The 20,858-nt window shown below is 68.5% G+C and carries 14 protein-coding genes; 11 read left to right on the top strand and 3 right to left on the bottom strand.

The features are described from left to right. Positions 1–17: 17 nt before the first annotated feature. Positions 18–839, bottom strand: coding sequence for a GAF and ANTAR domain-containing protein (locus ACFPFQ_RS06910; protein WP_379615916.1), 822 nt, complete (start codon positions 837–839; stop codon positions 18–20). 194 nt (positions 840–1,033) lie between these two features. Next, positions 1,034–1,321 carry a three-helix bundle dimerization domain-containing protein gene (locus ACFPFQ_RS06905; protein WP_379615914.1) on the bottom strand — a complete coding sequence of 96 codons (288 nt, stop codon included), beginning with the start codon at positions 1,319–1,321 and terminating at the stop codon, positions 1,034–1,036. A 165-nt stretch (positions 1,322–1,486) separates the two neighbouring features. Here ACFPFQ_RS06905 and ACFPFQ_RS06900 point away from each other — a divergent pair, with 165 nt between their 5' ends. The 5 genes from ACFPFQ_RS06900 to ACFPFQ_RS06880 all read left to right on the top strand — a co-directional run bounded on the left by ACFPFQ_RS06900 (position 1,487) and on the right by ACFPFQ_RS06880 (position 11,277). Continuing rightward, on the top strand, positions 1,487–1,972 hold the full coding sequence (locus ACFPFQ_RS06900) for a CBS domain-containing protein (protein WP_379615912.1): 486 nt from the start codon (positions 1,487–1,489) through the stop codon (positions 1,970–1,972). A gap of 310 nt (positions 1,973–2,282) precedes the next feature. Continuing rightward, positions 2,283–4,250, top strand: a complete 1,968-nt coding sequence (locus tag ACFPFQ_RS06895; RefSeq protein WP_379615910.1) for a 3-oxoacyl-[acyl-carrier-protein] synthase III C-terminal domain-containing protein — start codon at positions 2,283–2,285, stop codon at positions 4,248–4,250. A gap of 74 nt (positions 4,251–4,324) precedes the next feature. After that, on the top strand, positions 4,325–9,868 hold the full coding sequence (locus tag ACFPFQ_RS06890; protein ID WP_379615908.1) for a carboxyl transferase domain-containing protein: 5,544 nt from the start codon (positions 4,325–4,327) through the stop codon (positions 9,866–9,868). Between the two features lie 42 nt (positions 9,869–9,910). After that, entirely contained in the window at positions 9,911–10,663 is a 753-nt protein-coding gene (locus ACFPFQ_RS06885) for a beta-ketoacyl-ACP reductase (RefSeq protein ID WP_379615906.1), read from the top strand. A gap of 329 nt (positions 10,664–10,992) precedes the next feature. Next, positions 10,993–11,277, top strand: coding sequence for a hypothetical protein (locus ACFPFQ_RS06880; RefSeq protein ID WP_379615904.1), 285 nt, complete (start codon positions 10,993–10,995; stop codon positions 11,275–11,277). A 327-nt stretch (positions 11,278–11,604) separates the two neighbouring features. On the opposite strand, the gene ACFPFQ_RS06875 is transcribed toward ACFPFQ_RS06880, so the two are convergent. Then, positions 11,605–12,861 (bottom strand): NAD(P)/FAD-dependent oxidoreductase, encoded by a 1,257-nt coding sequence (locus ACFPFQ_RS06875; protein ID WP_379615902.1) that lies wholly within the window; start codon positions 12,859–12,861, stop codon positions 11,605–11,607. Between the two features lie 239 nt (positions 12,862–13,100). Here ACFPFQ_RS06875 and ACFPFQ_RS06870 point away from each other — a divergent pair, with 239 nt between their 5' ends. The 6 genes from ACFPFQ_RS06870 to ACFPFQ_RS06845 are packed head-to-tail and all read left to right on the top strand — an operon-like array spanning position 13,101 to position 20,848. Then, positions 13,101–14,369 (top strand): ABC transporter substrate-binding protein, encoded by a 1,269-nt coding sequence (locus tag ACFPFQ_RS06870; RefSeq protein WP_379615900.1) that lies wholly within the window; start codon positions 13,101–13,103, stop codon positions 14,367–14,369. A 48-nt stretch (positions 14,370–14,417) separates the two neighbouring features. Next, on the top strand, positions 14,418–15,332 hold the full coding sequence (locus ACFPFQ_RS06865; protein ID WP_379615898.1) for a dioxygenase: 915 nt from the start codon (positions 14,418–14,420) through the stop codon (positions 15,330–15,332). Continuing rightward, positions 15,329–16,204: an SMP-30/gluconolactonase/LRE family protein gene (locus ACFPFQ_RS06860; RefSeq protein ID WP_379615896.1), complete on the top strand. Its 876-nt coding sequence runs from the start codon at positions 15,329–15,331 to the stop codon at positions 16,202–16,204. Before ACFPFQ_RS06865 ends, ACFPFQ_RS06860 begins: the two co-directional genes overlap by 4 nt. Next, on the top strand, positions 16,201–17,829 hold the full coding sequence (locus tag ACFPFQ_RS06855; protein WP_379615894.1) for a bifunctional 3-(3-hydroxy-phenyl)propionate/3-hydroxycinnamic acid hydroxylase: 1,629 nt from the start codon (positions 16,201–16,203) through the stop codon (positions 17,827–17,829). The genes ACFPFQ_RS06860 and ACFPFQ_RS06855 overlap by 4 nt, the downstream gene beginning before the upstream one ends. After that, positions 17,826–19,166: an amidohydrolase family protein gene (locus tag ACFPFQ_RS06850; RefSeq protein WP_379615892.1), complete on the top strand. Its 1,341-nt coding sequence runs from the start codon at positions 17,826–17,828 to the stop codon at positions 19,164–19,166. Before ACFPFQ_RS06855 ends, ACFPFQ_RS06850 begins: the two co-directional genes overlap by 4 nt. Then, the gene (locus ACFPFQ_RS06845; protein ID WP_379615890.1) at positions 19,157–20,848 is read left to right on the top strand and encodes a thiamine pyrophosphate-binding protein; all 1,692 of its coding nucleotides are present in this window, start codon (positions 19,157–19,159) and stop codon (positions 20,846–20,848) included. Before ACFPFQ_RS06850 ends, ACFPFQ_RS06845 begins: the two co-directional genes overlap by 10 nt. Positions 20,849–20,858 lie beyond the last annotated feature (10 nt).

The following is a 20,858-nucleotide window of genomic DNA, read 5'->3' as shown; positions in this document are numbered from 1 at the left end:
GGCTACCTCATCTGTGTCTACTTCATCTGGGCGGTGAACTGCAGCCGGCGCGACACCACCTCGCGGGCGACGTCGATGAGCAGTCGACGCTCGACGAAGGCGTAGGCCCGCATCCGGGCCAACGCGTCCTGTGCACTGATCCCGAGCTGAGCCAACACGATGCCGGTGGCCTGGTGGATCTCGGCGCGGCTGCTGTGGGAGTGATCCAGCCACGACCCACCGGGCAGGCCGTCGGCATCCGTGTGTCCGGGATCGGTGCGCACACCCAGAAGCATCGACGCCCCTGTTTCGGAGGCGCTGATGGCGTCGCGGCACTGGGCTGCACTCAAGGCGCCCGGGGTTTTGCGGTAGAGGTCCAGCACGCCCACGTTCACCGTCCCCCATTGGAGCGGGAACGCGAACAGGGCCCGGACATCCGCCTGCTCAGCGACCGCTGCGGCAAAGATCGGCCAGCGCTGCACGTCGGTGCTGTGGTGCAGGTCCGCGACGAGCACCGGTACTCCGGTCGTCGCTGCTTCCATGCAGGCACCCTCGTTGAGCGTGAACTGCAGCTCCTCCAGCAACTCCGCGGTCGGATCCGTGGCCCACAATGTCTCGCGGGACACGGTGGCGGTGAGCAGGGAGATCACCGCGCCGTCGACGTCCAGGCCGGCGACGCAAGCCTGGCAGATCCGCTTGGCCACTGCGTGCTCGTCCAGGCCGGCATCGCTACTGGCCAGCAGGTCCCGGGTGACTGTTCCCAGCTCAACCATTGCTGGCGCCTCGGCCGAGGCTTCGCGCATCAAGTTCAGGCATGGCGCTCCCACCCCGCCGATGGGGGGATCGGGGTAGTTCCGCATTCCATGTGCACACTCATCTCGGCGCCGCCCATGTGATTGGGCCGCCGAGGGTCCGGAGCGGCTTGTGCCCGCCCAGTGTGAGGCTCCGAGCCCGGGGTGTCGAGCGGGGGCGAGATCGACCGCCTCACTGCGCAGCCCGATGCCACACACCGCGAGGTCGTGGCCCCTGGGGAGCGACGGCTGCGGTCCCCCGGTCAGCTGTGGTCGCGGAGCCGGCGCCGGACCATCCGCTCGACCAGCGCCGGGAGGTAGGCGATCACGTCGGGATTGCCGAAGCCGGTCCTGGCCTCGCGCACCATGTCCCGGATCGCGGTGGCGCCCGCCCCGCCGTCGGGTGCGAACTCCCGGCACAACCGTTGGCCCACGGCCGCCAGTTGGCGGCCGACATGGTGTTCCTGAGCACGCTGCGCGTCGCCGGGCGACTCCAGGAGGTGCCCGCCGTCGGTCTCCCAGCGACTCGCCTGCTCGGCGTCCGACCGCACCGGTGTCACCTGACCGTCCGATGCTCGGCGGCGAATGCTGTGAACGATGCTGTCGCTCGCGTCATGACGTGAGCCTGTCGCGCAAAGGCGGGTCGCGGCAGGGTAGAAGGGCCCGCTCCGGCAGAGCCGAACTGCGAAGACTGTGTCATCGCGACGGCCGATGTGATGAGCGCTCCGGCCGTCACTGTCGGACCGGGGATCAACGTGGGTCGGGTGGCGCGGACGATGCGGGAGCTCGGTCTGACCTGGTTGGCGGTCGTCGACAGCGATGATCGGGTGGTGGGGGCCGGCCGCGTTGCCCTCGCAGGTGGAGCTTCGGATGGTCATCCGGCGGTCGGACACCGCTTGATCCACGCTGCCGGCGCGAGGGGGAGCGGCACACCGCGAGCGCTGTCTACGATCAGGTTCGTCCACACCGTGATCTGGTTCTCGATCGAGGCGTGTCCACTGACCGCGGTCGCCGAGTCTTTCGGTGCCCGGAGCGGCTCGGTCACCGATGTGTATCTGCCCTCCTGGTTCGCACACCGCCTGCCGGCCATCCACGTGACGCTCGTGCTACCGGCCCACCTCCTGCACTTCCGAAATCTCCGCCACCGGCGTGCGACGAGCGAGCCAGTGGATACAGCCAGGCCATGGCGGCGCGAAGTCTGAGATGGACCAGGCCCGAGCGGGTTGGACCGACCCGGGTCCGGGTACCCGACCCTGCACCTGCCGGGTGCGACGCGGTGCCGACCGCCGGTCATTTTCTCATCCAATGATGTCATTGTCTCGGTAGACGAGAACCACCCGTGGAATCGGATCTGTCCACTGGTGAACGGTAGTGGGTGGCTCGAGGGCACGTCCGACTCGATCATCTCGGCGGGCCGATCGGGTCCGCGTAGATCGATTCTTGCACGGTTGGATTGACGATTCATGTCCGCAGATCGTGGGCGAATCGAGAGATTGAGTCCTGAGGTGACGTGTGAAGCCGTTCGTGATCAACAGCCATGGCCGTCTGGTCTTCCCCGCGAATTTCCTGGGTGAGCTGGACTTCTCCGTCCTCGACACCTTCGAACAGTTCACCGCGGTGATCGAGCGGGATTTCGAGGCGAAGGCTCCGACCGGTACCGACATCCTCACCCGTGCCGAGGGCGGCACCTACGCGGGCCGCTTCCCGCTGCTGCGGGATCTGGGCCAGAACCTGTTCTGGGTCAACCGGTACTCGATCACCATGTTCGAGAAGCGGCCGACCCGCTGGCGTGACGTCGCCAAGCACCGCGACGACGTCTTCCTGCCGCTCCTGACCCCGTGGGAGGACGCCGAGCGCAAGGTGGCCGCGGTCGAGCGCGCCTACCGCGACCTGCCGGCGACGTGGGACGCGGACACCGAGGACAAGGTCTTCGGGCTGCTGTTCGACCTGTTCCGCAACAAGCTGCACCACGCCACCGAGCTGCCGGCGATCAAGCCGACGGTTGCGGAGTTCATGGCTCAGCCCGATGCGTTGACGTTCGTGCTGCCCGATCACGACCCGGACTACCCCGTCTTCCGGACCGAGGAGATCCTGGATGCGGACGAGGCGGTGCCGGAGCTCGAAGCCCTGATGCGCTGGGCCATGGTGCTGCACAACCAGTACCCGTGGGAGCGCTCCCGCACCGAGCTGCGCCGCCCGGCCGACATCGGCGACGACGACTTCGTGGTCGCGTTCCATCCCGCCAACCGCGATGCCATGGCATTCATCGACCGGGTCCGGGGCGCCCGGGCCGCAGTCCCGACCGCCACAGCTCCGGCCCCTCGGGTGCCGGTCGAGACCGTCGCCCCCATCACCCCGTACCCCCCGGTGCGGGTGCGGGAGGCGTTCGAGGTCCAGCCGGTGCTCGAGGCGCTGGCCGTGGTGCGCGGCGAGCACATCTGCTCCAACGTCGACGTCATCCGCAACGCCAGCTTCTCCTGGTCGCCGATGAGCGCGACGGAGATCGCCACCAAGACCGGGATCGAACAGCGCCGCTACACCAGCCGGGAGCCCGAGCAGCTGGCGCTGGCCGCCGCGAAGGCAGCACTGGCGAAGTCCGGCCGATCGCCGTCCGAGATCGGTGCGGTGCTGGTCAGCACCTGCACCAGCAACCGGCTGGTCCCGTCGATGGCCTGCTGGATCTCCGGAGAGCTCGGCTTGCAACAGACCCACGCCTCCGTCGACATGGTGGCCGCGTGTGCCGGGATGCCGTACGGCATGGCCGAGGCCATCCGGCAGCTGCAGGAGGTCCGGCGCCCGGTCCTGCTGATCTGCGTGGAGAAGTTCTCCGACAAGATCGGCAGCACGCGCACCTCACGCATGATCTTCGGCGACGGTGCGGCAGCGATGGTCGTCGCCCCGGCAGCACCGGGTGCCACCGGCGACGTCGAGGTGGTGCAGACCTACGCGAGCGGGCCGCACAGCGAGGTCAACTCGATCATCTGGCCGAACCCCGAGTTCGACAACGACCTCACGGTCTACGGACCAGAGGTGAAGTCGCTCGTGCAGCGCTACCTCGACCAGATGCTCGACGAGCTCGGCGCCCAGTCCGATCCCGACGACCCGACGCGCACGCTGCTGGAGAGCATCGAGCTCATCGTGCCGCACCAGGCGAACAAGACGATGATCCTCGCGCTCGCCGAGAAGGCCGGGCTGTCGCTGGATCAGCTCTACTTCAACGTCGAGAGCATGGGCAACGTCTCGGCGGCCAGCATCCCGATCGCGGTCTTCGACGCCGTGCGCGACGGTGCGATCACCCGCCCGACGAGGGTCTTCACCCCGGGGTTCGGGGCCGGAGCCGTCGGCGGGTACGTCGTGATGCGGATCGACCCCGCCATCGTTGCCGACGAGCCCGTTCTCGACGGCGGAGCGAGCCTGGTCCTGCCCACGCACGCGACGCGAACCACGACCGACGACGTGCGCGTCGCCTTCGGCGAATGACGCCCCCGATGCCGACGCCCCCGATGCCGACGACACTGCAGAGAATCGCCATCGTCAACCGGGGCGAGCCGGCGATGCGATTGATCAACGCGGTTCGCGAGTGGAACGAGGAGGATCGGTCCCCGCTCACCACGATCGCCCTGTACACGGCGGCCGACCGGCGGGCGATGTTCGTCCGGGAGGCCGACGAGTCGGTGCTGATCGGCCCTCCGGACACCGGCGGGGACCGTGCATTCGGCCCCGGTCCCTATCTCGACCACGCCGAGCTGGAACGGGCACTGCGTGCCTGCGGGGCCGATGCGGTGTGGCCGGGCTGGGGCTTCGTCTCGGAGCAGGCGGAGTTCGTCGAGCTGTGCGACCGCATGGGGATCACGTTCGTCGGGCCGACGGCGCAGGTCATGCGGCTGCTCGGGGACAAGATCGAGGCGAAGCACCTGGCCGAGCGGGCCGGCGTGCCGCTCGCGGCATGGAGCGGCGGCCCGGTCGCCGATCTGGAGCACGCTCGCGAACAGGCCGAGAAGATCGGCTACCCGCTGATGGTCAAGGCGACCGCAGGCGGCGGCGGGCGCGGCATCCGCCTGGTGACCGAAGCCGACGGGCTCGCCGACGCCTTCACGCGGGCGAGCGCTGAGGCGCTGTCGACGTCCGGGAACGCCACCGTGTTCCTGGAACGCGCCATCCGCGGTGGCCGGCACGTCGAGGTGCAGATCGTCGCCGACGCCGCAGGCACCGTATGGACGCTGGGCATGCGTGACTGCAGCGTGCAGCGGCGCAACCAGAAGGTGATCGAGGAATCGTCCTCGACGGCACTGGACGCTGAGCTGGCGGCTCAGCTGCGGAGCAGCGCGGCCGAGCTGATCCGCCTGGCGGGCTACACGAACGCCGGAACAGTGGAGTTCCTCTTCGAGCCGAAGGAACGGCAGCTGTCGTTCCTCGAGGTCAACACCCGGCTGCAGGTCGAGCACCCGGTCACCGAGATGACGACCGGCACCGACATCGTCAAGCTGCAGCTGCACATCGCCGCAGGCGGGACGCTGGCCGAGCTCGCTGCCGCTGCGCCGGCCGCGTCCGGGCACGCCATCGAGGCACGGCTGACCACCGAGGACCCGCAGCAGGGCTTCGCTCCGGCACCGGGGCGCATCGAGCACCTCGCCCTCCCCGGGGGCCCCGGCATCCGGGTCGACACCGGCGTGGCCGCGGGGGACGACATCCCGCCGCAGTTCGACTCCATGATCGCCAAGGTGATCGCATGGGGCAGCGACCGTTCCGAGGCCCGTGCGCGGTTGCGCCGAGCGCTGCGCCAGACCGTCGCCGTGATCGACGGCGGCACCACGAACAAGGCCTTCCTGCTCGACCTGCTGGACCGGCCGGCGTTCCGCTCCGGCGAGATCGACACGACGTGGCTCGACACCTTGATGGCCGACGGGTACGCCCCGGCCCAGCGCTTCGATGTGGCGCTGCTGGCCGTTGCCGTCGCGGCGCACGATGCGCACGAGCGCCGTCAGCAGGAGCGGCTCTACAGTTCCGCCGAGCGTGGCCGACCCGAGGTTGGCAGCGATTCCTGGTTCCAGGTCGACGTCCGTGCCGTCGGTCAGGCCTATCGACTGCGGGTGGCTCGATCCGGGCCATCCCGCTACCGGGTGGCACTCGGTGCGCCGACCGCCCGGGGCAGCGCAGTAGTGCAGGCACTCGACGTCGACGTCGAGCGGACCGGCCGGTTCGAGCGCAGGCTGACCGTGGGGGGCCGGACGTTCTCGGTGCTCACGGTCGCGCAGGGCGCCGACTTCCTCATCGAGGTCGAGGGCGCGGAGCACCGCATCTCAGGAGGCGAGGCCGGCCTGGTCCGCGCGCCCGCCCCGGCGATGGTGGTGGCCGTCCGGGTCGAGGCAGGCGACGTTGTTGCCGCAGGCGATGTCGTCGCCGTCGTGGAGAGCATGAAGCTGGAGACGGTGCTGCGCGCGCCGGTCGCCGGACGTGTCGCCGAGGTGCTGGCCGACGCCAACACACAGGTCGAAGCCGGTACCAAGCTGGTCCGGTTGGAGCCGGCCACCGGTGGCGACGGCAACGACGAGCCGGATGCGGGGGTCCGGGCCGACCTGGGTGTGCTGCTGGACGCGGCCGCAGCGGGCCGCTCCGCGGTTGGGACCGAGGTCCTGTCCGGGCTGCGGTCGCTGGTGCTGGGCTTCTACGTGGACGAACAGGGGGCACGGTCCTTGTCGAGCGGCGTGGCCGCCGTGCGCCAGGACCTGCCGATCGACGACCCGGGCTATCTCGCCGGCGAGATCGACGTACTGCGGATCTTCGCCGATCTTTGCGCGCTGTCGCGCAACCGCAGGGTGTCCGACGAGGCGGTCGCCGCCGACGAATCTGCCCGCAACCCGCAGGAGTATCTGAACGCCTACCTGCGTTCCCGCGACGCCGAGGCCGAGGGCCTTCCCGAGTCGTTCCGGATCAAGCTGCGCCGGGCGCTGGCCCACTACGGCGTCACCGACCTCGAGCCAGGACCGGACCTGGGCCCGGCCCTCTATCGGATGTACCTCGCCCACCGCGGTGCCGCCGCACATGTACCTGTTGTCTCGGACCTGCTGCGGTGGCGGCTGGACCATCCGGAGTCGTTGCCCGCTGCGGCCCGGGACGCCTACCGGCAGGTGCTCGACCACCTGGTTGCGGCCACCCAGCTGCGCCACCCGGTGATCGGTGATCTCGCCCGGCAGGTCCGCTACCGCTGCTTCGACGCCCCGCTGATCGCCGGCGAGCGATCGAAGGTGCAGCGCCGCGTGGGTGCGGAGCTCGACCGGCTCTCGCCCGATCCCGATACCCGGGCCGCGCAGATCGATGCCATGGTGGCATCGGGGGAGCCGATCCTCGGTGTCTTCGCCGAGCGTCACCACGCGGCGATGCTCGAGGTGATGACCCGGCGCTACTACCGGATCCGGCCGCTGGAGCACGTCGAGGCAACGGTGCGCGACGGCCGTCCGCTGCTCACCGCGCAGTACAGCCACGGCGGGCACGACTACACCGTGCTGGCCACGGTGTCGCGCTCCGACGCCATGGCCGCCGACGCTTCGGACCTGCACCGGCTCGTCGCGGCGCTGCCCGCCGGTCGCACCGCTCTCGTCGACGTCTACGTCACCTCCGACGCCAATGGGTCCGACCTGTTGGAGAGCGACCTGGACGCCCGCGCGGAGCGGATCCACGAGAAGCTGGGCACCACGATCCCGTCGGCGGTCGCACGCGTCGCGGTCGCCGTCCGCCGTCCCGACGGTGAGGACGGTGGGCCCACCTGGTTCACGTTCCGGGGTGGCCCGGACGGGCAGGCGGAGGACCGGACGTTGCGCGGGATGCACCCGATGGTCGCCGAGCGACTCGACCTGTGGCGGCTGTCGGCCTTCTCGCTGACCCGGCTGCCTGCCGTTGCCGACGTGCAGCTGTTCCACGCTCGGGGCCGCGACGTCCCGGACGACCGGCGTCTCATCGCGCTCGCCGACGTCCGCGAGCTGACGACGCTGCGCGCCGAGGACGGGTCGATCCGCGGACTGCCGCAGCTCGAGCATGTACTCGACGCCTGCCTGGACAGCCTGCGCGCGGCTCGCTCCGCCGATCCGGCGATGGCGAAGCTGGAGTGGAACCGCGTCAAGCTCTACGTCTGGCCGGTCGTCGACGTCCCGCTGCCCGAACTCGATCGGATCGTCCGCTCGCTCGCCCCGCGCACCGAGGCCTTGGGCCTCGAGCAGGTGCTGGTGCAGTTCCGGACGGCCGATCCCGACAACCAGAGCGGACCACCCCGGGAGCAGATGCTGCGGATGTCGCGGCCACCGGGAGCCGGGCTGACGCTGCGGATCACCGACCCAGCGGCACGGCCCATGCGCGAGCTGGACTCCTACGCGCAGAAGGTGATCAAGGCCCGGCGCCGCGGCGCGACGTATCCCTACGAGCTCGTCCCGTTGATCACCCGCTCGCCCGATCGTGCTGGCGCACCGGGGATCTTCACCGAGTACGACCTCGACGCGGCCGGATCACCGGTTCCGGTCGATCGGGCGCCCGGTGGGAACACGGCCAACATCGTGCTCGGCGTCGTCACGACGCCCACGCGCCGCTATCCGGAGGGCATGACCCGGGTCGTCCTGCTCGGTGATCCGACGATCGCGCCGGGCGCCATCGCCGAGCCGGAGTGCCGCAGGGTCCTTGCGGCAGTGGAGCTGGCCAGGCGATTCGACGTCCCGGTGGAATGGTTCGCCGTGTCGGCCGGAGCGAAGATCGCCATGGACTCCGGCAGCGAGACGATGGACTGGGTTTCCCGGGTGCTGCGCTCGATCATCGAGTTCACCCAGAGCGGTGGCGAGATGAACGTCGTCGTCACGGGCATCACCGTCGGGGCTCAGCCGTACTGGAACGCCGAGGCCACGATGCTGATGCACACCAGGGGCATCCTGGTCATGACACCGGACTCGACCATGGTGCTCACCGGCAAGCAGTCGCTCGACTACTCCGGCGGGGTATCGGCCGAGGACAACTTCGGCATCGGCGGCTACGACCGGATCATGGGTCCGAACGGGCAGGCGCAGTACTGGGCACCGGACCTGTCCGGCGCCGTCGACGTGCTGCTCGCCCACTACACGCACACGTTCACCGCGCCGGGTGAGCGGTTCCCGCGGCCCGCGGACACCACTGATCCCGTCGAACGGGACATCCGCTCGTCCCCGCATTCCGGTCCGGGCTGCGAGTTCACCCGGCTCGGCGAGATCTTCGCCGACGGGTCGAACGGCGAGCGCAAGAAGCCGTTCGACATCCGCTCGGTGCTGCGTGGTGTCGCCGACGCCGACCACCCGACGCTGGAGCGGTGGGCCGACATGCACTCCGCGGAGTCCGTCGTCGTGCTCGACGCGCACCTGGGCGGACAGCCGATCGCGCTGATCGGCATCGAGTCGCGGCCGTTGCCGCGGACCGGGATCCCGCCGGTCGACGGGCCCGCCCAGTGGACCGCGGGAACGCTGTTCCCACGGTCGTCGAAGAAGACAGCGCGGGCGATCAACGCGGCGAGCGGCAACCGCCCGCTCGTCGTGCTGGCCAACCTGTCGGGCTTCGACGGCTCCCCGGAGTCGCTGCGCGGCCTGCAGCTGGAGTACGGCGCCGAGATCGGCCGCGCGATGGTCAACTTCGCCGGTCCGATCGTGTTCTGCGTGATCTCGCGCTATCACGGCGGCGCGTTCGTCGTGTTCTCCGGCACCCTCAACGACAACATGGAGGTCGCCGCCGTCGAGGGCTCCTACGCCTCGGTGATCGGCGGGGCACCGGCAGCGGCCGTCGTCTTCGCCGGTGTGGTCGCCAAGCGGACTGCGGCGGACCCGCGGATCGCCGACCGGGAGGCCGCGATCGCCGCCGCGGTGGCCACCGGGGACGAGGTCGAGGCGGCTCGGCTGCGCGCGGAGCTGGCGTCGGTTCGCCCGACTGTGCGCTCGAAGATGCTCGGCACGGTCGCTGACGAGTTCGACACGACGCACAGCATCGAGCGCGCACAGCGCATGGGCTCTGTCGACGTCATCGTCTCGGCCGAGCGGCTCCGGCCCTACCTGGCCGACGCGGTGCAGCGCGGGATCGCCCGCACCCTCGGCACGTGAGTCACCAGCAACCACCTGAATGCCTATGAGGACGGAGAAATCATGTCCGAGCACACGAACGAGCAACGGGTAGCCATCGTGACGGGGGGAGCGCGCGGGATCGGCGCTGCCATCACCACGAACCTGGCCCGATCCGGGGTGCACGTCGCCGCCGGCTACTCGTCCCACCGCGAGGCTGCGGACGAGCTCGCGGCCAAGCTCATCGCCGAGGGCGCCTCGGTCTCGGTGCACCAGGGCAACGTCGGCTCGCCCGAGGACTGCCTCCGGGTGGCGGGGGAGGTGCTGGAGCTGAAGGGGCGCATCGATCACCTGGTCAACAACGCCGGCATCACCGTCGACAAGACCATGCGCAGGATGTCGGTCGACGACTGGCACGCGGTGCTGCGGATCAACCTCTCCGGCGCGTTCTACATGACCAAGGCCGTGCTGGAGACCATGATCGAGCGCGGGTTCGGCCGGATCGTCAACATCAGCTCGCTGATCGGGCAGACCGGCGGGATCGGCCAGGCCAACTACGCCGCGTCCAAGTCCGGCCTGTTCGGGCTGAGCCAGAGCCTGGCGCAGGAGGTCGCCCGCAAGGGCATCACGGTCAACTGCGTGGCGCCGGGGTTCGTCGACACCGAGATGGTGGCGGCACTCCCCGAGGAGGTGCTCGCCAAGCTGCTCAAGGGGGTCCCGGTCGGTCGGCTCGGGCAGGCCAGCGAGATCGCTCGCGCGGTCGCGTTCCTCGTCGACGACGACGCGGGCTACATCACCGGCAGCGTCATCTCGGTCAACGGCGGCCTGGACATGTGAGACAGGCGGACAGGATCGGGAGCCTGGTCCGGTGCGCGACCACCAACGAACAGTGGTCAGGCACGCCCCGAGGGTGCCTCCAGCGAAGCGGGTGACGGTACGCCCGGCAGCCGTTCAGCTGTCCCGGAACCGGTTGATCTGCACCTCGTGGCCTGCGCGCCGCTCGGACTTGACCAGTGCCGGCTCGGCGAGGGGGCGAAGTTGGTGCGCGCGAACACCGACACGGTGTGATCGACAGCGAGGTCACCCACGTGCTGACCTCCCCACCGCCCGCCCGCCCGCCCGGCCAGTGCCGGTGGTGGTGGTGGTGAGGCGGCGTTGACGGCACAGTGCGGGTCTGGGACCTGGGGAGCGGTTTGCAGATCGGACCTCCACTCACCGGTCACAGCAGCTCGGTCGTGGCCGTCGTCACCACCGTTCTCGACGGTCGTGTGGTCGCCATCAGCGGCGGCGACGATGCCACCCTCCGACTGTGGGAGATCGATGAATCAGGTGGACGGCACTGGGATACCCGCTGTCGACCACCGGGCGTGTTCGAGCCCCTTCTGCAGGACCGGCGCCAGCTGACCTCGTCGTTGTCGGTGACGGGATGGCGAGTCTGGCCCTTGATCTGAGTGCCACTACCGATCTGTGATCAACAACGCTCGAACGCAGGCAGCTACTGGCAGACCGTTCACGCGCACAAGCTTTACCGCTCCTCGGTCGCCTCGACGTGTGCCACGAAGACCGGTGTCTCGGTGACCCGCCGCCGCAGGAGGCCCATGAGCGCGAGCACCGCAGTGCGGCTGCACATCGTCGGCGTGGCGACATGAGCTGTTCGTGGCGAGTTACTGCGCCGATCGGCCCGTCGTTGGTTGCGACATGCCGATTCCAGAAGGTGATCACGAGGTGGTGATCTCTCCGAGGAGTGGGGTGTGGCCTGATCGTAGGTCGGAGGTGGGCTATCGGGGTTGAGTTTCTGAACTCGATGCGGCGATGGCCGCCGACGGCCTCAAATCGGTGATCTGCTGGAGCGACTCGGGGAAGGTCGCGGATCGAGCAATCATCCGACGACTTCTCACCTGGGCTTGGGGCCAGTTGACGGTCAGCGCACCGCACAGTCGGCCCGTTGCATCCGCATACAGAGCGGCAGCGCGGGCATCGTTTCCGGTCCAGTTGCCGACCAACTGGACCCCGGTCGCGAGACTCGGCATGCCGACGATTTGGATCTTCCAGTCGTACTGGTCGCTCCACACGTATTCCACGGGCTGGTAGGAGCGAAGGTCGCCACGGTGGAGGAGGTTGTGGGCCACGCATGACGCTTGCTCGACAGCGTTGGTCCAGTGCTCGGCTCGGACGTGCTTCTGGTGGCGGGGGTGATACCAGCGCGCGACGTCGCCCACGGCGAACACGTCCTGCGCGCCCAGCGCGCGGGAGTGCTGATCGCACAGGACCCCGTTGTCGATCTCGAGCCCGGAACCGGCCAGCCACGCGACGTTGGGCACTGCTCCGATGCCGACGACGACCGTCGCTGCGCCCAGGTGCGTGCCATCGCTGAGGTCAACGCGCAGATCACCTGCGTGGCCGTCGACGTTGTCGACGCCCACACCGAAGCGCGTGACAACGCCATGGCGATGATGCTGCTCGGTCAGGTAGTGCCCGACCTCAGGGCCCACCGCGCGGCCGATCGGCGCTTGCCGGGGATCGACGATGGTGACCTCGTGCCCCAGTGATCGTGCGGTGGCGGCAACTTCGCATCCGATGAAACCGGCACCGACGACGACGACCGGACCGGGGCGACGCAGATCGGCGGCGAGGGCTTCGCCGTCTGCCCGGCTGCGAAGCACGTGGGTGCCGGAGGGTGGCAACCAGGACGGTCGGCGCGCCGCGGCACCCGTGGCGACGACCAGGTTGTCGTAGGCCAGATGCGTTCCGTCCTCGAGGCCTACCTGTTGCCCGGGCAGATCAAGTCGCACCGCTGGACAGCCCAGCCGTAGCTCGATGCCGGCATCCTCGGCGTCGCGCTCGGACACCAGCTCCAGGCTCGCGGCATCGCGGCCGCCCGTGAGGAATTGCTTCGACAGTGGTGGCCGGTCGTAGGGCAGGTGGGGTTCGTCGCCGACCAGGACGAGACGTCCTTCGAAGCCGTGGCTGCGCAGTGCTTGGGCTGTCCGCAGGCCGGCGATCGAGGCGCCTACCACCAGGACGCTCGTCGTCATGGGTCTTCTCCCTGGTCATCAGTTGGGCCCGCCTCGAGGCGTGGGCCGGCCTCTGGCGTGGCCTCAAGCCTAAGAATCGATAATCTAGCAAACACTACGACAGACCCTTGACTCGTCGATTCCTGTGCTGGACAGTGTGCGCAGCCCAACACACCGTCGGCGACGCCGGGACTCGGACGCCCGCTCGAGGGCCTGCCCGGGTCGGCGACAGCCTGGGACAGGTCCAAGGAAGGTTGACAGTGAAGTCGATCAGGACATCGCTCGTGGGTGCCCTCGCGCTCACCCTCGCCGCGTGCGGAAGCGTCACCGCGAGCAACGGTGGATCTCAGCCGGGCGCTGACTCGGCAGCGTGCGCTTCCACGTCTGGCGTGACGGACACCTCGATCAAGCTCGCGGCGATCAGTGACTTGTCGGGCCCGGTCTCCTCTGGGGGAATTCCGTTCTACAAGGGTCTCGACGCGTACCTCGCCTACGCGAACGAGAAGCTCAACACGCTCGGCGGTCGCAAGGTCGACCTGGACGTGCAGGACTCGGCCTATGACACGCAGAAGGCCTTGAGCGAGTACCGCGCTGTTCGCGATTCGGTCGCTGCAGTGCCGCTCGCGTTCGGCTCCGCGATCAGCTCGGCGTTGGCGCCCCTGGCGGTGCAGGACTGCATGGCGGTGATGTCGAATGCGGCCTCGGTCGCGGAGAAGCCGCCCAACATCTTCTACCTCGGGCCGACGATCGAGGACCAGGTGATCAACGCGCTCACCTGGTACGTGAAGACGCAGAACCACCCTGGCGCGAAGGTCGCCCTGTTGGCTCAGTCAGGAGCCAGTGGTGATGCGATGGTGCGGGCGGCGCAAGCGACCGCGCAGGCGTCCGGGTTCACGGTCGTGGCGACTCAGACCTTCGCGGCAACGGACAAGACTTTCGCGGGCCAGATCGCGGCCATCCAGGCGGCACGACCGGACGTTGTGCTGATGGGCAACCAGCCCGGCGCGGCCATCACCTTCTTCGGTGAAGCACAGGCCGCGGGCGCCACGTGGGACTGGCTGGGGACCCAGGGCGCCTTCGCCCCGACGGTTTTCCGGCTGCCGATCAGCCAGGCCTTCCAGCAGAAGGTCGTTCTTTCCTATGGCGGACCGATATTCCAATCAGGCGGGCCCGCGATCGAACTCGCGCAACGTGAGATCACCGCACGCCACTCCGACGTCGCCACCGACCCCTCGGCGCTGGTCGGGTGGGAAGCGGGACTGTTCATCTACGGTGCGCTGACGAACGCGACCAAGTCCAACACGCTCACCCGTGGCGGAATCACGGCCGCCTTGGGCGGCCTCAGCATCCCCGGAGTAGGTACCCCCGACATCAAATTCGACTCCCACGGAGTCGTTGCCGGGGTGCCGTTCCACGCCACCGCGATGGCTGCTCCGGACGCGTCGGTTCCCGGTGGGCTCAAGGTGGTTGCGCCCTACAGCGCCGCTGAGTTCATCCCCAGCTACTACGCCGCCACGGCACAGAAGTAGAAGTCGGCCCATACGGCAGGCAGACCCTGACAGAGAGGGAGAATTTCCTTGGCGCTCCACCGCCTTCAGTCGATCACCCTCGGTGTGCCCAATGTCGCGGACACCGCCCGCTACTACGAGGAGTTCGGACTCGGTCGCACCCGTACGGGCGGCTTGGCCACCACCGACGGCGGGGAGCAGCTGCTGCTTCGGCGCGCACCACGGCGCAGGCTGGAGGAACTGCGGATCGAGTGTGACGACGCCGATGACCTCAACCGGATCGCCACCAATTTGAGCCGGCTCGACATCGCGTTCGACCGGACCGCGACGGAGCTCTCGGCGGTCGAGGACGCATCCGGAGTACGGGCCACCGTGGTGGCCGCCGCGCGCCGCCAGCAACCTCTCGTCGAGGAGCGGCACTACAACACACCGGGCAACCCGGTGCGTGGCACCGGTCGATCCGGCAGTCTGGGCAGGACCGACCCGGTGCGGCCGCGCCAACTCGGCCACGTCGTGGTGGGGTCGCTGGACCAGAACCGTACCCAGACGTTCTTCATGCAGGGCATCGGGTTCCTCATCAGCGACGAGATCAAGGGCCGGGCAGCTTTCCTGCGCTGCTCGGAAGAACATCACAACCTTCTCGTGCAGTCGGCACCGGTGAACTTCTTCCACCATTCATCGTGGCAGGTGGACGACATCGACGAGATCGGTCGCGGAGCTGCGGCCATGCTGGAAGTGGATCCTTCCCGACACGTGTGGGGGCTCGGTCGACATCACGTGGGATCGAACTTCTTCTGGTACCTGCGCGACCCCGCCGGAAACTTCTCTGAATACTATTCGGACATGGACTGCATCCTCGAGGATCAGTTGTGGAAGCCAGAGGTGTTCGAGGGAAAATGGGCGCGATACGACTGGGGTCCGCCACCGCCGCCGAGCTTCATCCGCCCGGATGATCTGACCGAGCTGATGGCGGATCTCCATTGACACAGACGACAGCCGTTCCGCCGTCCGAACCCCTGGCGATCACTGATCTCACCCGTGCGGTCGTCTATCCCGAGTCGCCACGCTGGCATGCCGATCGGATCTGGTTCTCGGATGTGCACGACTACACGATCAAGACCATCGACCTTGCTGGTGCGATAGAGGTCATCGCGGCAGTCCCTGGCAGGCCTGCCGGGATCGGGGTTCTCCCCGATGCAGGCGTGCTGATGGCGACCGCCCTCGACGCGAAGCTCAACCGGGTCGTCGCAGGCTCGGTCATCGAGGTCGCCGACCTGGCACCCCTTGTCAGCGGCTTGCTCAATGACATGATCGTCGATTCGCGGGGCCGCGCCTACGTGGGCGACACCGGTTTCCGGCCGGGGATTGGCGAAGCGGAAGGCGCTGGTCGGCTCGTGTGCTGGTCCGAAGGGGGCTCAGCCCGGGTCGTCGCAGAGGACCTTGCCTTTCCCAACGGGCTGGCGATCACCGACGACAACACCGTTCTCTACGTTGCCGAGACGCGTGGTCAGCGCATCACTCGGTTCGCCGTCACCGAAGACGGTTCGCTCGAGGCGCGGACCACGGTGGCCGAACTCGAGTGCAGGCCCGACGGAATCTGCCTGGATGAGGCGGGGGCTCTGTGGGTAGCGGCAACCCGGGCCGGCAAGTTCCTTCGTCTCTCGCCGGCGGGAGAGATCTTGATGGAGATCCCCTCGCCCGGGGCGACCGCTGTGGCCTGCGTCTTCGTCGGCGCCGAGCGCGACGATCTCCTCTTGTGCTCGGCCGACACGACACCCGAGCGCCTCGGCCGGGGCATCAGCAACGGGCGCATGGACCTTGTCCACCCCGGAAGGAAAGGTGCGGGTAGACCATGACCTCGTCGCTCCCAGCTGCACAGAACGCGACCCCGGACTCGCAGTTCGATGTGATCATTGTCGGTGGCGGGCCGACGGGGCTGGTCACAGCGGCGCTTCTCGGTAGGAACAAACACCGGGTCGCCGTCGTGGAGCGCCACCCCCAGCCCTACGGACTGCCGCGGGCGGGCCATGTCGACCACGAAGTGATGCGCGTTCTCCAGGGCATCGACTCCCATCAGGCGCTCATCGATGACGGGGTGACCAACCCGGTTTACCGCTGGCTGAATGGCCGCGGGGAGATGCTCCTGTCGTTCACGCGCGGCGACAGCATCTCGGGATTCCTCTCGGACTACATGATGTATCAGCCGGTCCTCGAGGACGCCCTGCACGCCGCTCTCGCCCGATGCGCCAACAACGTCACGCTGCTGATGGGCTGGGAGGCCGCCTCCGTCAGCGACCAGGGCGTCAGCGACCAGGGCGATGACGGAGTGACGTTGACGATTCGTCGCCACGACAGCGACGAGACGGGCTCGCTGCATGCGCGTTACCTGCTCGGTGCGGATGGGGCGCGCAGCACGATCCGGGAGAGTCTCGGGCTGGCACAGACCGACCTCGGTTTCAGCGAGGATTGGCTCGACATCGACGTCAAACTCCTCCGGCCGCTGCGCTTCGACCCGGACGGACAGTTCTGTGATCCCGCCCGTCCTGCCTACGTCGGCCCGCTGGGCAAGCGCCACCACCGATTCGAGTACGCCGCACTGCCCGGCGAGACCTGGGCGGAGCTGGAGCGACCCGAGACCGCCTGGAAACTGTTGAACGCGCGAGGCTTCACCCCCGACGATATGGAGATCGTCCGCCAGGTCGTCTACCGCTTCGAAGCGAAGCTCGCGGATTCCTGGCGTCGCGGGAACGTGATGCTCGTCGGCGACTCCGCACACACCATGCCCCCTCATTTCGGTCAAGGCCTCTGTTCGGGGGTCCGCGACGCCGCCAACATCGCCTGGAAGCTCGACCTCGTGCTCAGGAGGCGAGCGCCCGCGACGCTGTTGGACGCCTACGAGACCGAACGCAAACCGCACGCCCGACAGTGGATCGAGAACTCCGTCGCTGTCGGACGCATCTCCTGCATCCTTGATCCAGCAGCGGCGGCCGAACGCGATGCGCGGATCCTGTCGGGAGAGGCACCGTCTTTCCCGCGCCCCAATTTGAGCACCGGGGTTCTGCAGTCCCGCGACGGTACCCATCCCTGGCCGCCTGCCGGTGACTTCTCACCGCAGGGTGTCGTGAGTGACCGCTCGACCAAGGGCCTGCTCCACGATGTGGTGGGACACGGCTTCATCCTCCTCGTCCGCGGCGACGATCCACGCCCTGCGCTCTCCACCTCGACCCGCGCCGTTCTGGACCGTCTCGATGTACGGGTGCACTGGTTCTCCGCGAATGCGAACGACGACACCACGCTGGCCGACATCGATGGTGTCTACACCGCATATTTCGATACTCACGACACCGACGCGGTCCTGATCCGGCCCGACTACTACGTCTTCGGCGTAGCCCGCCCACCGGGCGGCATCGAAGGCCTGATCGGCGACCTTGCCGCTGCGATCGACGACGACACCTCACCGTCAGCCGGAAGTGGAGCATGACCTACACCATTCGCGGTGGCCTCATCCTCGAGGCACAGCAACCCGACGCCCACCGTGCCGATCTCCGCGTGCAGGACGGCGTCATCGTCGACATCGCGCCCGAGCTCCCCGGCGCCTCGCCCGATGACATCGACGCCACCGGCATGCTCGTCCTACCGGGCCTGATCGACACCCACCGCCACATGTGGCAGACCGGCATGCGCGCCACCGCCTTCGGGTGGACGCTGCAGCAGTACATGACGGACTTCCAGATGCGCCTGGCACCGCATTACACGCCCGCAGACGTGTACGCAGGAAACCTCCTCGGAGCGCTGACCGCGCTGGACGCCGGCATCACCACCGTGCGCGACGAGTCCCACGTGCAGAACAGCTGGGACCACACCACGGCCGCGGTCTCTGCACTCCAGACCGCCGGGATCCGGGCGAAGTTCGCCTACGGATGGCCCTCGAGCAGCGACTACATGAAGGGCAGCACACGCCACCACCCGGCCCAGATGGAGCGCGCACGGAAAGAACTCCTCCCCGATGACAGCGCCCTGGTCACGATGAACGCGCACCTGCGCGGCCCCGGCATGTCGAGTCCCGACATCTTCGCAGCCGACCTGGCACGCGCCCGCGACCTCGGGCTCGCCATCTCCGTTCACGCAGGCTCTGCGCCACGCGACGGCGTCCATCCCGGCGATGTCGAAAGCATGGCAACGGCGGGACTGCTCGGCCGCGACATGACCCTGGTCCACTGCTGTCGCTGCACCGACGACGAGTTCGCCATGATGGCCGAGGCCGGTACCAGCGCCAGCGTGACAGCAGCCATCGAGACGGTCATGCCAGGCCTGGGTGCACCCGCGCTGGCGCGCATGAGGCGCGCGGGTCTGCGGCCCGGTCTCGGAGTCGACGTCGAGGTCGCGGCGGGCGGTGACCTGTTCGGGGTCATGCGCGCGGCGCTGCACAGCCACCAACTGCAGGCAGGCCTGTCACCTGAGTTCGCGCAGCGCTACCCGGCGCCGTCGGCCGCTGATCTGCTCGAATTCGCGACCGTGTCCGGTGCGCGGGCCCTCGGCCTGGAAGATCGCGTCGGCCGGCTCGCCACTGGTCTGGATGCCGACATCATCCTGCTGCGAACCACCGATATCAACATGATCGGACCGGGCCGCTGGCTGGAATCGGTCACGCTCGCGGCGAATCCCGGAAACGTTGACACCGTGCTGGTGCGGGGAGTGATCCGAAAGCGGCACGGCGCGCTGGTCGGCGTCGACCAGGAGCAGGTTCGCGGATTACTACACGAATCCTGGGAGCGACTCGGTGTCGCCTCGGTCGAGAAGGAGACACAGTGGCACTGAAGTCCGGCGGTCAATACCTCGCCGAAGCGTTCGATGCCTACGGGGTACACGCAGTGTTCCTCGTCCCGACGATTCTCAGCCGCACCCTCGTGGAAATGGAGGAACGGACCGCCATCAAGCGGATCGTCACCCACGGTGAGAAGGCCGCTGTCTACATGGCCGACGGGTACGCCCGCGCCACCGGGAAAGTGGGCGTCTGCTTCTCCCAGAACATCGGCGCCTCCAATCTTGCGGCCGGGTTGCGGGACCCGTTCTTGGGAGGGTCGCCCGTGCTCGCCATCACCGGCGGACCGTTCCAGTACTCCCGCGGACGCCACTACTACCAGGAGATCGTCGACCTTCCCCAGTTCCGGAACCTGACGAAGTGGAGCGAGTCAGTTCCCGACGTCGAACGCCTCCCCGACATGCTCGACACGGCATTCCGGATCGCCACCGCCGGCATGCCCGGCCCGGTGCATCTGGAGTTCGAGGGTCATGCCGGCAAGCAGCTCGACACCGCTGAGTTCGACGCCCCGGAGATCGTTGCGGGCACGCGCTGCGTCCCTGCTGTGCGGACAGCGATCGAGCCGGGGGCACTGGCGGACGCCGTCGCTCGCCTGCGTGCCGCGCGCAGGCCCGTGATCGTCGCTGGGGGTGGGGTGCGCTGGTCGGGGGCAGGGTCCGAGCTGTTGGCGGTCGCGGAGGCCCTCGGTGCCCCGGTCGCCACCTCGATGAACGCCAAGGACGTCTTCCCCGCGCTGCATCCGCTCGCCGTCGGCGTCCCCGGGCTCTATTCCCGGCCCAGCGCCAACCAGGCACTCCTCGAGGCGGACCTGGTCCTCTACGTGGGTAGCCAGACCGGTAGCCAGGTCACCTTGATGTGGTCGGTCCCGGAGCTGTCGACGCCGGTCATCCACCTCGACATCGACCCGACTCGACCCGGTCGGCACTTCAAGGACAGCGTCGCGCTCGTTGCCGACGCCAAGGTGGGGCTGAGCCAGCTCGCCGCCGAACTGCGTCGCGACGCCGGTGACTCCCGAGACGAGTGGGCAGCACGCGCAGCGCAGCTGGTCGAGCGTTGGCGCAGCGAGGTCGCTGACCACGTGACAGCAGATGCCGTGCCGATGCGCCCGGAGCGGCTCATGGCCGAGCTGACCGACTGCCTGCCCCATGATGCGATCGTCGTGACCGACACCGGTCATTCCGGCATGTGGACGGGCGGCTACCTCGATCTACTGCACCCCGGCCAGTCCTATCTCCGGGCCGCCGGGTCACTCGGGTGGGGCCTACCCGCCGCCATCGGAGCTCAGATCGGACAGCCGGAACGACCCGTTGTCCTGGTCACCGGTGATGGAGGGCTCTGGTACCACATCGGCGAGCTGGAGACAGCGGCCCGGTGGAACATCCCCCTCGTCGTCGTCGTGAACAACAACAAGGCGCTCAACCAGGAGATTCACAACTACACCCTCGCCTACGGGGGAGAGCTGCACGGGCGACACCACGAGCTCTGGCACTTCCACGACGTCTCCCTTGCCGGCGTCGCGAACGCGATGGGCGTGTTGGGCATCACCGTCGAGAAGGCCGCTGACCTGCCGTCCGCGATCGATCGAGCACTCTCCACCAACGGCCCGGTGCTCGTCGAGGCGCTCACCGACATCGAGGCGCTGGCGCCGCCCGGTTCGGCCGCCCGGGCGCCCCGTTAGTCCTCCGAAG

Source organism: Pseudonocardia sp. GCM10023141 (genome assembly GCF_042653605.1).
Note: the sequence above shows the minus strand (reverse complement) of the source record. Positions and strands in the feature narration are given on the sequence as shown.